This window comes from Aquitalea sp. ASV15 (assembly GCF_016429115.1).
Lineage (GTDB): Bacteria > Pseudomonadota > Gammaproteobacteria > Burkholderiales > Chromobacteriaceae > Aquitalea > Aquitalea magnusonii.
Genome location: NZ_JAELTZ010000016.1, coordinates 56,540 through 67,433, shown reverse-complemented (window position 1 = coordinate 67,433; position 10,894 = coordinate 56,540). Strand labels below are relative to the sequence as shown.

General features: G+C 58.8%; 11 protein-coding genes. 6 read left to right on the top strand and 5 right to left on the bottom strand.

Going from position 1 to position 10,894, the window contains the following annotated elements; translation table 11 throughout:
• Positions 1–21: 21 nt before the first annotated feature.
• From rpoS to nadA, 5 genes are all read right to left on the bottom strand, one after another.
• Positions 22–969 carry an RNA polymerase sigma factor RpoS gene (gene rpoS, locus JHD64_RS09375; protein ID WP_059284611.1) on the bottom strand — a complete coding sequence of 316 codons (948 nt, stop codon included), beginning with the start codon at positions 967–969 and terminating at the stop codon, positions 22–24.
• Positions 970–1,015: 46 nt separating this feature from the next.
• Positions 1,016–2,110, bottom strand: coding sequence for a peptidoglycan DD-metalloendopeptidase family protein (locus tag JHD64_RS09370; protein ID WP_233170418.1), 1,095 nt, complete (start codon positions 2,108–2,110; stop codon positions 1,016–1,018).
• 76 nt (positions 2,111–2,186) lie between these two features.
• Entirely contained in the window at positions 2,187–2,855 is a 669-nt protein-coding gene (locus JHD64_RS09365; RefSeq protein WP_059284613.1) for a protein-L-isoaspartate(D-aspartate) O-methyltransferase, read from the bottom strand.
• The gene (gene surE, locus JHD64_RS09360; protein WP_059284614.1) at positions 2,840–3,583 is read right to left on the bottom strand and encodes a 5'/3'-nucleotidase SurE; all 744 of its coding nucleotides are present in this window, start codon (positions 3,581–3,583) and stop codon (positions 2,840–2,842) included. The genes JHD64_RS09365 and surE overlap by 16 nt, the downstream gene beginning before the upstream one ends.
• A gap of 106 nt (positions 3,584–3,689) precedes the next feature.
• Positions 3,690–4,607 carry a quinolinate synthase NadA gene (gene nadA / locus JHD64_RS09355; RefSeq protein WP_059284615.1) on the bottom strand — a complete coding sequence of 306 codons (918 nt, stop codon included), beginning with the start codon at positions 4,605–4,607 and terminating at the stop codon, positions 3,690–3,692.
• Between the two features lie 486 nt (positions 4,608–5,093).
• Between nadA and JHD64_RS09350 the strand changes: the two genes are divergently transcribed.
• From JHD64_RS09350 to xerD, 6 genes are all read left to right on the top strand, one after another.
• Positions 5,094–7,769, top strand: a complete 2,676-nt coding sequence (locus tag JHD64_RS09350) for a bifunctional acetate--CoA ligase family protein/GNAT family N-acetyltransferase (protein WP_110313114.1) — start codon at positions 5,094–5,096, stop codon at positions 7,767–7,769.
• A 192-nt stretch (positions 7,770–7,961) separates the two neighbouring features.
• Positions 7,962–8,210 (top strand): 30S ribosomal protein S16, encoded by a 249-nt coding sequence (rpsP, locus tag JHD64_RS09345; protein WP_045846601.1) that lies wholly within the window; start codon positions 7,962–7,964, stop codon positions 8,208–8,210.
• Positions 8,211–8,267: 57 nt separating this feature from the next.
• Complete coding sequence (rimM, locus tag JHD64_RS09340) at positions 8,268–8,750, top strand: ribosome maturation factor RimM (protein WP_059284679.1); 483 nt, start codon at positions 8,268–8,270, stop codon at positions 8,748–8,750.
• Positions 8,750–9,517, top strand: coding sequence for a tRNA (guanosine(37)-N1)-methyltransferase TrmD (gene trmD, locus JHD64_RS09335; protein WP_199053070.1), 768 nt, complete (start codon positions 8,750–8,752; stop codon positions 9,515–9,517). The genes rimM and trmD overlap by 1 nt, the downstream gene beginning before the upstream one ends.
• A 3-nt stretch (positions 9,518–9,520) precedes the next feature.
• Positions 9,521–9,889, top strand: a complete 369-nt coding sequence (gene rplS, locus JHD64_RS09330; RefSeq protein WP_059284675.1) for a 50S ribosomal protein L19 — start codon at positions 9,521–9,523, stop codon at positions 9,887–9,889.
• An 88-nt stretch (positions 9,890–9,977) separates the two neighbouring features.
• Positions 9,978–10,859 carry a site-specific tyrosine recombinase XerD gene (xerD, locus tag JHD64_RS09325; RefSeq protein ID WP_199053069.1) on the top strand — a complete coding sequence of 294 codons (882 nt, stop codon included), beginning with the start codon at positions 9,978–9,980 and terminating at the stop codon, positions 10,857–10,859.
• Positions 10,860–10,894: the final 35 nt, after the last annotated feature.

Genomic DNA, 10,894 nt, shown 5'->3' with positions numbered 1-10,894 from the left:
GGCTGAGTACCGCGTGGCGGCTTACAGCAGGAAGTCGCGGGAAATACCCTTGCGACGCAGGATGCGGCGCAGTTGCTCCAGGCCTTCGATCTGAATCTGCCGTACCCGCTCGCGGGTCAGGTTCAAGGCGGCGGCCAGTTCTTCCAGCGTGCAGATTTCATGGCCATTCAAGCCGTAACGGCGCTCTATCACCATGCACTGCTTCTCGTTCAGCTGGGATAGCCAGTCTTTGACAAACATTTCCAGCTGGCTGTTGTGCAACTGGATTTCCGGCTCTTCATGCTGCTCGTCCGGGATCGATTCACCAATCGACAGCATGGGATCGATATCCAGCGGTGCATCCAGTGAGGCCATGCGCTCATTCAGGTTCATCACCTTGCGCACATCCTCCACCGGCTTGCCGACCAGGTGAGCGATTTCGTCCAGCGTCGGTTCACGGCCGATCTGGCTTTCCAGATGGCGCGAGGCGCGCAGATATACGTTGAGCTCCTTGATCACATGCACCGGCAGGCGGATGGTGCGCGACTGGTTCATGATGGCGCGCTCGATGCTCTGCCGGATCCACCAGGTGGCGTAGGTGGAGAAGCGGAAACCGCGTTCCGGGTCGAACTTTTCCAGCGCGTGCATCAGGCCGATATTGCCTTCTTCGATCAGATCGAGCAGGGCAAGGCCACGGTTGATGTAGTGTTTGGCAATGTTGACCACCAGGCGCAGGTTGTGCTCGATCATCTTTTGCCGGGCTTCAAACTCTCCCGCCACCACGCGTCGGGCCAGCGCCAGCTCCTGGGCCGGTGTCAGCAAGGCATTGTTGCCGATATCGTTCAGATAGATCTGAGTGACATCTGCTACCTCTTCGGTAACACTTTGACGCTCCGCCGCTTCTTCGGCATCTGCTTCGGCAGCTGCTTCTTCTACGGCTTCTTCTTCAAGAATTTCCTCTTCTTCAAGGATATCGCTGTCTTGGCTCATGATTCCCCCCGCTACGGTGGTTCCTTGCAGGGGGAAATACCCCTGCTCAGGATTTGTTGTCTAGGTACTGCATCGGATCTACCGGTTTCCCGAAACGGCGGATCTCGAAGTGCAGTTTTACCTGATCGGCATCGGTATTGCCCATTTCGGCAATCTTCTGCCCTTTCTTGACACTTTGCCCCTCCTTCACCAGTAACTGGCTGTTGTGTGCGTACGCAGACAGGAATGTTTTGTTGTGTTTGATGATGATGAGCTTGCCGTAGCCCCTCAAGCCATTCCCGCTGTATACCACTTTGCCATCGCCGGCTGCGATGACGGCCTGGCCTGTGCGGCCACTGATGTCCAGCCCCTTGTTGCTGTCCGAATAAGCCCGGATCACCTTGCCTTCGGTCGGCCAGATCCAGGCGACTGCGTCTTCGCCTAGCGCTGTCTGCGATTTTTCTTCTATTTTGTTCTTATTTTCCGATAATGCCGCTGGGGAGCTACTGTCCTTTTTATCGGCTTGTGCGATCGGAGCTGAAGCGCTGCTGTTTTTGCCGATCACCGCCTTCTTGCCGGCACTACCTTCGCTTTGTTGTGCCAGGCTGCGGGCTGCCTCTTCCGAGTAGGGCAGTTTGAGCGCTTTGGGGTAGTTCTTGCTGCTCGTCGCTGCCGGATTACCATTTTCTACTACAGCAGTATTACGCGAACTTTGCTGCACTACCGTTACGGTTTCCGCCGTTTTGGCCGCAGTGGGCGGCACCGTATTGCCGGTCGAATCCGGTGGTGTCAGGCGCAAGACCTGACCGACCTTGATATTGGTGTCCGGCAGATTGTTCCATGCCGCAACATCCTTGTACTTCAACCCGTTGTTCAGCGAGATGCGATACAGGTTTTCACCTGGTTGTACCACATGGGTCTTTTCGCCAGCGCCAGATTGCACCGGTCTGGCAGCCAGGCTGCCACTACTCTGGTAGGGGCTGGCCACGGCGACTTCGGCGACCGGTGCGGGAGCCGGTTTGCTGATGCCAGTACCCGCGGCGATCTGGGCCGGGCGGGCGGATTCTACCGGCGCTGCTTGTTGCGCCATGCTGCTGCAACCGGTAAGAACGGCGGCCGTCAGTGACGCCGCAAGCCAACGCTTTGAATGCTGTTTATGCATGCCTGGAGATTTTATATGTCAGTTAGTTGGGTTTTGTAAATCATTTGACAGGTTATGTGTGGTGTTTTTGCAAGAGTTAGTTACGGCCGGGCAATAGTGGGACAAATTTCACCGGATCCAGCCGGGTCTTTTGCAAGCCTTGCGTCGTCTTCTCCAGCAACCACAAATGCTGTTCGGTATCGCCAACGGGCATGATCAGACGCCCGCCTTCCGCCATCTGCTCGACCAGTGCTTCCGGAATATTGCGTGCTGCAGCGGTCATGATGATGCCTTCGAACGGTGCGGCTTCCGCCAGGCCGAAGTGGCCATCGCCGTGTACCAGTCGTGCGTGGACCAGCTTGGCTGCCCGCAGATTGCGTCTTGCTTTGTCCAGCAGAACGCCAAGTCGTTCAATGGAGTACACCTCGGCCCCGGTCTTCAACAGTACGGCGGTCTGATAGCCGCAGCCAGTGCCGATTTCCAGTATTTTCCCCGGTTTGCGTCCGGCCAGCAGGATTTCAGTCATCCGGGCCACGGTATGTGGCTGCGAGATGGTCTGGCCGTGGCCGATGGGGAGGGACACATCGTCATAGGCGCGCGTGGCCAGTGCCTGATCGACAAACAGGTGGCGCGGGACTTCGGACATGGCATTGAGCACTCGCTCGTCCTGTACGCCAGCCTGGCGCAAGCGTTCTACCATGCGCTTGCGGGTTCGATCGGACAGCATGCCATAAGCCTGACTGTCTTGTGTCACGGATGAAGCCATGTGTTGATTCCGTCCAGTTGGCCGAAAGCGGTGAGGTCGAGCATCAGCGGGGTAACCGACACATGGTTGCCCGCGATGGCGGCGAAGTCGGTGCCTGGGCCGGCATCTTGTGCACTGCCGACCGGTCCTACCCAGTATATCGTCTCTCCGCGCGGATTCTTTGCTTTGATTACCGGTTCGGCATGATGGCGGCGTCCCAGCCGGGTGACCTGCATGGTTTGCAGCTGTTCTGGCGGAACATCCGGGACGTTGACATTGAGCAGCACCGGCTGGGCAAATGGCTGCTGTTTGCAGCGGGTGACCAGTTGATCGGCTACCTGGGCGGCGCTGGCAAAATGCTGGCCGCTGTAGCCGGCCAGCGAGATGGCAACGGCAGGGATGCCGAGCAGAAAGCCTTCGGTGGCGGCGGCCACCGTACCGGAGTAAATGGTGTCGTCGCCCATATTGGGGCCATGGTTGATGCCGCTGAAAATCATGTCGGGACGGAAGTCCAGCAGGCCGGTTACCGCCAGATGCACACAGTCGGTGGGAGTGCCATTGACATAGTGAAAGCCGTTGGCGGCCTGGCGTACGGTGAGCGGTCTGTCCAGTGTCAGCGAATTGCTGGCTCCGCTGCGGTCTCGCTCGGGGGCCACGACGACAACCTCTCCATGACGGGACAGGGTTTCGGCCAGGGTACGGATCCCCGGGGAAAAATAGCCGTCATCATTGCTGATCAGGAACTTCATGCTGTGCTTCCAGGTTGGACGCCTGATTGTATCGCTGCCGTGGCGCTGTGGAAAACCGCAGCGGCATGACAGACAAAGAAAAACCCGCCGTGGCGGGTTTGCATGATCAGGCGTAGTAGCGCTGGCTGAAGTCGAGCATGCGTTCAATGGGGACGCGGGCGGCATCCATCTGTGCGCTGCTGAGGTAGTCGATGCGCAGGCCCTCGCCTTGCTGGGCGCGTTTGACGGCCTCGATGGTATTCATCTTCATGTAAGGACAGGAGTTGCACTGGCAGCCGGCGTAAATCGGCGCCTGGCGCAGGTCCAGGTCCGGGCGGGCCAGGCCCATGTTGTAGAGAATGCCGTCTTCGGTAGCGACGAAAATCACCGCCTTGCTGTCACCCTTGAACGCTTTGACCCAGTTAAGCATGCCGGAGGTGGAGCCGACGTAATCGGCTTTCTTCAACACCGGCAGCGGGCTTTCCGGGTGGGCGATCAGGTATTTTTCACCGCTGGCGGCGGCAAAGGCTTCGTCCAGTGCGGCTTCATTGAACTTGTCGTGTACTTCGCACACGGCGGACCACAGCGGCATGTCGTAGCCGTACTGGTCGTTCAGATAACCGCCCATATTGCGATCGGGCGAGAAGATGACCTTTTTGCCCTCGGCATACAGGTGGGCAATGATGTCGTCGACATTGCGGCTGGTGACAATCCAGTCGGACAGCGCCTTGTGTTCGGCGCTGGAGTTGATGTACGACACATGCACGTGGTCGGGGTGGCTTTCGCGCCAGGCCTTGAGCGCAGTGACATCCGTCTGGGTCACCAGCGAACAGGTGGAGCCTGCATCCGGCAGGATGACTTCGGCCTGCGGGTTGAGGATTTTGGCGGTTTCGGCCATGAAACGGACGCCGGCAAACACGATGATGTCGGCATTGGCTTCTTTGGCGTACAAGGACAGCTCCAGGCTGTCTCCCACCTTGTCAGCCATCTGCTGGATTTCCGGCTGGGTATAGTAGTGGGCAAGGGTGACGACGCGCTTCGTCATGATGGGCTGACTCCTGCTCGCCAGCGTGCTGCGGGCGGGCTGAATGAATTTGTTGCGATGCAACGCAATGGGTTGCCAAGCAGGCAAGATTAGCAATATTGCAGTGCGATTACCACCAGTAAAGCGGCCCCGGGTCCGTCAGGTGCCATTGGTCTTTGCTATAAAATTCATTTGTGGCCTGCTTGCCTGAAGTCAACATGACATGTTGATGTTTGCGGGAAGATGGCTTGCGGCCAACCGTGGCGATCTGCTGCCCTGCCAGCGGCGCTGGCCTGTGTGCCAGTAGGGGAGGGTGATTTGTATTATCGTTACTCCTTATTGTGCAATGCACAATACTGTCGCAACATGATCGGGAAATAATGGCGGCATGGTTAACGCAAGCCGCTGTGTCACAAAGGGTTTTCGCTCGTCAGCTGCCACGGCATCCGGCAAGGCGCCTTTAAACGATGCTTTATTGCTTGATTCAACAGAACTGGAACTACTGCCATGAGGCCTCACTACCTTACTTCGCTCTTTTCGCCGCGTAATGTCGCGGTTGTCGGTGCCAGCGATACCCCGGGGTCCATCGGTCAGGCGGTGTTTGCCAACCTGCTGGCTGGCAATTTTCAAGGCAAGCTGTTTCCGGTCAATCTCAATCACAAAGTGGTCGGTGGCATTCCGGCCGTGCCGTCGGTACGCCTGATCGACGCGGCGGTGGATATGGCGGTGGTGTGTACCGCAATCCGCACCCTGCCGGCCATCATCAAAGACTGTGGCAAGAAGGGCATCAAGGCGGTGCTGCTGGCCAAGGAGTTTTCCGACAGCGAACAGCTGGAGCGCGAGATCCTGAATGAATCGGTCTCGATTGCCCGCCATTACGGCATCCGTGTGCTGGGGCCGAATGTACTGGGCCTGATGCGACCGGTGGCCGGTTTCAATGCCACCAACTACACCAGCAAGGTGCGCCCGGGCAATATGGCGCTGGTGTCGCAGTCCTCTGCCTTGTGTACCGCCATGCTGGACTGGGCCGACAGCAAGGGCATCGGTTTTTCCAGCGTGATTTCGGTGGGCGAGGCGCTGGATGTCGATTTCGGTGAGATCCTGGATTACCTGGTGGCAGATAACTTCACCCAGGGCATTCTGTTGCATGTTCACCACATTCATCATGCGCGCCGTTTCATGAGTGCACTGCGTGCGGCCGCCCGTACCAAGCCGGTGGTGGTGATCAAGTCTGGTCGTTACCAGGACGATGTGACCGGGGTGACGCATTCGAGCAACCTGATCGAGAGTGGCGATGTGTTTGACGCGGCGCTGTCGCGAGCCGGTGTATTGCGCGTGTCCTCCATTGCCCAGCTGTTTACCGCGGCCAAGGTGCTGGCGGCCAATTTCCGCGTGGGTGGCAAACGGCTGGCCATTGTGACGAACGGTATCGGCCCCGGTGTGCTGGCGGCCGACAGTGCATATACCAATGGCGTGGAGCTGGCCAGGCTGAGCGACAGCACCATGGAGCTGCTCAACAATGCCTTGCCGCGCAACTGGTCGCATGGCAACCCCATCGACCTGATCGGCGACGCCAGCCCGGTGCGTTTTCGCACGGCGGTAAAGGCCTGTATCGACGACCCCAATGTGGATGGGGTACTGGTGATCTTCACCCCGCAGGCCGGCACGGATCACCTGACCACGGCGCAGCTGATGATTGGCCTGCAGCGTGAATCGAGCAAGCCGATGTTCCTGTCCTGGCTGGGGGATGCCAAGGTGTCGGAAAGCCGCGACCTGTTTTCCAAGGCCAAGTGTGCCCATTTCCGTGCGCCGGAATATGGCATCGAGGTATTCCGCAACCTGGCCTCCTACCATCACAACCAGCAGCTGCTGTTGCAGACCCCCAGCCCGCTGGAGGGCAAGCGCGAGGCCCCGGATCTCAGCCGCGCCCGTGCCGCCATCGCCGGCGCCATGGCGGAGGGACGCACCGTGCTCTCCGAACGGGAATCCAAGGAGGTGCTGGCGGCTTTCCGCATTCCGGTCAACCCGACCCTGCTGGCGCGTACCGAAGACGAGGCCGTGGCACTGGCCGAGCAGATCCACTACCCGGTGGTGCTGAAGATCGATTCACCGGACATCATCTACAAATCCGATGTCGGCGGCGTGGAGCTGAACATCAGCAACGAAGCCACCTTGCGTGCGGCCTTCCGGGGCATTCTGGAACGCGCGCACCAGGCCATGCCGGAAGCACGCATCGATGGCATCTCGGTACAGCCCATGCGCAAGCGGCGCTTTGCCCGCGAGGTGATGGTGGGGGTGACCCATGACAGCTCGTTCGGGCCGGTGATCACCTTTGGTGCCGGTGGTATCGCGGTCGAAGTGATGCATGACCGCGCCCTGTCTTTGCCACCGCTCAACAAGTATCTGGTCGGCAGCATGATACGCAAGACGCGCATCGGCCAACTGCTGGGCGCCTTCAAGAACCTGCCCGCCGTGGACATGGATGAGCTGGTGGATGTGCTGCTGCATGTGTCGGAAATGGTATGCGAGCTGCCGGAACTGCGCGAGATGGACATCAATCCGCTGGTGGCGGATGAAAAAGGGGTCATCGCCCTGGATGCGCGCATCATCGTCGAGCCACTCAAGCCCGATGTGAAACGCTATGGCCACATGGCCATCATGCCTTACCCCATGCACATGGTACGCAGTGCCACGCTCAACGATGGCATGGCGGTCACCATCCGTCCGGTGCGGCCGGAAGATGCCGAAATGCAGCAGGAGTTCGTGCGGACCCTGTCCGACGAAAGCCGCTACAACCGCTATATGTCCAGCATCAAGCAGCTGTCACAGACCATGCTGGTGCGCTTCACTCAGCTCGATTACGACCGCGAGATGGCGCTGGCCATGACCTGCGAGACGGAAAAAGGCGAGGAGCAGCAGGCGGTGGCGCGTTTCATTACCGACCCGGACAACGAGGGCTGCGAGTTCGCGCTGGAAGTTGCTGACAAGTGGCAGGGCAAGGGCATTGGCTACATCTTGATGAATGCCTTGTTTGATGCCGCCCGCGAGCAAGGGCTGAAGGTCATGCGTGGCGAAGTGCTGGCCGGCAACAAGGGCATGCTCAAGCTGATGCACAAGCTGGGCTTTACCGTGGAAACCCACCCGGAAGACCGGGCGCTGACCATCGTGACCAAAATCCTGTAAGGCAGCATGGGTGGCGAATGGCCGCCCGGGTGGTCATGGGGTGTGGTTTTTATCCGTCAAACAGGGCTGTCCTGCCTGCTGATATGGGCCACACCGGGCCGCAAGCGTATTAAGCGCTTGCAAGATAAGGGAAAAGTGCCATAGAATCGTGGGCTTTTCTACGATACCGTTTTTATCTAAGGACAATCGACAATGGTAGTGATTCGTCTGGCACGTGGCGGCGCCAAGAACCGTCCGTTCTACAACATCGTGGTGACCGATTCCCGTAACCGTCGTGACGGTCGCTTCATCGAGCGCGTTGGCTTCTACAACCCGGTAGCTAACGAGAAGGAAGAGCGCGTGCGCCTGACTTCCGATCGTCTGAACTACTGGATCGGCGTTGGCGCTCAGGTTACCGACGCCGTAGCCAAGCTGCTGAAAGAGCAGAAGGTTGCTGCCTAATCGTTCGTTGACTCAACTAACGGACTAAGGCGCATGCGCAAAGAAGATCTCGTCTTGATGGGGTTTGTGCGTGGCGCCTTCGGTATCAAGGGCTGGGTGAAAGTCCAGGCCGATACCGAATACGCTGACGGTCTGTTTGACTACCCGGTCTGGTGGCTGGGCAAGGATGACAGCTGGAAGCCGTACACATTTGAAAACGGGGCAGTGCAACCTAAGGGTTTATCCGCCAAGCTGCAAGGCGTTGACGATCGTGATGGGGCGGAAGCCCTGCGCGGCCTGCAGGTTGCCGTTCCCCGTAGTGAATTGCCGGAAGCCGGTGAAGACGAATATTACTGGTCCGATCTGATCGGCCTGTCTGTCGTCAACCAGCAAGGCGTGGTGCTTGGCAAGGTGACCGAACTGATGGAAACCGGCGCCAACGACGTATTGGTAGTTGAAGGTGAATACGGCCAGCGGCTGATTCCCTTTGTCGGCCAGTTTGTGCTGAATGTAAATCTGGCCGAGGCCAGCATTTCAGTAGACTGGGGCCTCGACTACTGATGCATATCGATGCCATCACGCTGTTTCCGGAAATGTTCGATGCCATCGCCCGCTTTGGCGTAAGCCAGCGGGCGCTTGATTTGGGCATTTGGGATTTCCAGAAATGGAATCCACGCGATTTCACCCATGACAACTACCGCCGTGTGGACGACCGTCCCTATGGTGGTGGGCCTGGCATGCTGATGCTGATCGAACCGCTGGAAGCTGCCATTACGGCAGCCAAGGCGCGACAGCAGGCAGCAGGTGTCGAAGAGAGCCATGTGATTTACCTGTCACCGCAGGGCCGTGCCTTGTCGCACGAGAAAGCGGTGGAGCTGTCCCGACGTCCCGGTCTCATTGTATTGTGCGGCCGTTACGAAGGGGTGGATGAGCGCTTGATCGAGCGCCAGGTGGATGAGGAGATTTCCATTGGCGACTATGTGTTGTCCGGTGGTGAGCTACCGGCCATGGTGCTGATGGATGCAGTCATCCGGCTGCTTCCTGATGTGCTCAACGATGCCCAGTCTGCTTATGAAGATTCATTTGTGAACGGACTCCTTGATTGTCCGCACTATACCCGACCCGAAGACTATCAGGGCATGCGGGTGCCGGATGTACTGCTATCCGGAAATCATGCACTGATTGCCAAGTGGCGCTTGAAGCAGGCGCTGGGACGGACGTGGCAACGTCGCCCGGATCTGCTGCAAGGCCGCTCTTTGACAAAACAGGAATCTCGGCTGCTGGCAGAGTACCAGCAGGAACAAGATATCCTCAAAAAACCGGAGTAACACATGGATCTGATCCAGAAACTCGAGCAAGAAGAAATCGCCCGCCTGGGCAAGACCATCCCGGAATTCGCTCCTGGCGATACCGTTGTGGTTCATGTCAAGGTAAAGGAAGGTAACCGCGAACGTCTGCAGGCTTACGAAGGCGTGGTGATCGCCAAGCGTAACCGTGGTCTGAACAGCTCTTTCATCGTGCGCAAGATGTCCGCCGGTGAAGGTGTTGAGCGTACTTTCCAGTCCTACTCCCCGCTGGTGGCTTCCGTAGAAGTGAAGCGCCGTGGTGATGTACGTCGCGCCAAGCTGTACTACCTGCGTGGTCGTACCGGCAAGTCTGCACGTATCAAGGAAAAACTGCCGGCTCGCAAGCAAGGCTGATCCTGATACCGTCAGGTATGATGAAAGCGCAAGGCAGCTGCCTTGCGCTTTTTTTGCGTCTGCAACCGGGGCAAGGTGAGGGTAGGGCATGAGTGGCGAGAGCATAGACCGGTTTCTGGATCATCTGTGGCTGAGCGACGGGCTGTCCGCCAATACGCTGGCCGCTTACCGTCGCGACCTGCTCAAGCTGCAGCGGCAGTTGCAGGCGCAGGATGCCGAGCTGGATACGGCGGATCAGGCGCTTATTCAGCGCGCCTTGCTGATGGCGGTTGATACCGAAAAGCCAGCCACCCGTGCTCGCCAGCTATCCTGCTTGCGGCGCTACTACCAGTTTCTGCTGGCCAGCGGCCAGAGGGCTGATGATCCGACCACGCATCTGGGCAATCCCAAGCTGGGGCAGCGCTTGCCCAAGGCGCTGTCTGAGGGCCAGGTCGAGCTGCTGTTGCAGGCGCCCGATGTGGAAACACCGCTGGGTCTGCGCGACAGGGCCATGTTCGAAGTACTCTATGCCACCGGCTTGCGCGTATCCGAACTGGTCGGGCTGACGCTGCAGCAGCTGGACATGGTGACCGGCCTGATCATTACCCGCGGCAAGGGCAACAAGGAGCGCATGGTGCCCTTGGGGGAGATTGCACTGGACTGGCTGGAGCGCTACTTCAGGGAGGCCCGTGTGCTGTTGTTGGGCGGGCTGCCCTGTGATGCGGTGTTTGTCACCCAGCGCAAGGCAGGCATGACACGGCAGATGGCCTGGCACCTGATTGCCAGCTATGCGCGGCAGCAGGGCTTGCCGCCCATTGGTCCGCACGTGCTGCGACACGCCTTTGCCACGCATCTGGTCAATCATGGTGCCGACCTGCGCGTGGTGCAGCTGCTGCTGGGACACTCTGATATTTCCACCACGCAGATTTACACCCATGTGGCGCGGGAGCGGCTCAAGCAGCTGCATGCCCAGCATCACCCGCGCGGCTGAGTCGGGAGGGCGCGCCAAAAGAAAACGCCCGCACA

Excerpts from the sequence above, each read along its gene's own strand:
- rpoS (WP_059284611.1), bottom strand. The coding sequence starts at position 969 with ATGAGCCAAGACAGCGATATCCTTGAAGAAGAGGAAATTCTTGAAGAA.
- JHD64_RS09370 (WP_233170418.1), bottom strand. The coding sequence starts at position 2,110 with ATGCATAAACAGCATTCAAAGCGTTGGCTTGCGGCGTCACTGACGGCC.
- JHD64_RS09365 (WP_059284613.1), bottom strand. The coding sequence starts at position 2,855 with ATGGCTTCATCCGTGACACAAGACAGTCAGGCTTATGGCATGCTGTCC.
- surE (WP_059284614.1), bottom strand. The coding sequence starts at position 3,583 with ATGAAGTTCCTGATCAGCAATGATGACGGCTATTTTTCCCCGGGGATC.
- nadA (WP_059284615.1), bottom strand. The coding sequence starts at position 4,607 with ATGACGAAGCGCGTCGTCACCCTTGCCCACTACTATACCCAGCCGGAA.
- JHD64_RS09350 (WP_110313114.1), top strand. The coding sequence starts at position 5,094 with ATGAGGCCTCACTACCTTACTTCGCTCTTTTCGCCGCGTAATGTCGCG.
- rpsP (WP_045846601.1), top strand. The coding sequence starts at position 7,962 with ATGGTAGTGATTCGTCTGGCACGTGGCGGCGCCAAGAACCGTCCGTTC.
- rimM (WP_059284679.1), top strand. The coding sequence starts at position 8,268 with ATGGGGTTTGTGCGTGGCGCCTTCGGTATCAAGGGCTGGGTGAAAGTC.
- trmD (WP_199053070.1), top strand. The coding sequence starts at position 8,750 with ATGCATATCGATGCCATCACGCTGTTTCCGGAAATGTTCGATGCCATC.
- rplS (WP_059284675.1), top strand. The coding sequence starts at position 9,521 with ATGGATCTGATCCAGAAACTCGAGCAAGAAGAAATCGCCCGCCTGGGC.
- xerD (WP_199053069.1), top strand. The coding sequence starts at position 9,978 with ATGAGTGGCGAGAGCATAGACCGGTTTCTGGATCATCTGTGGCTGAGC.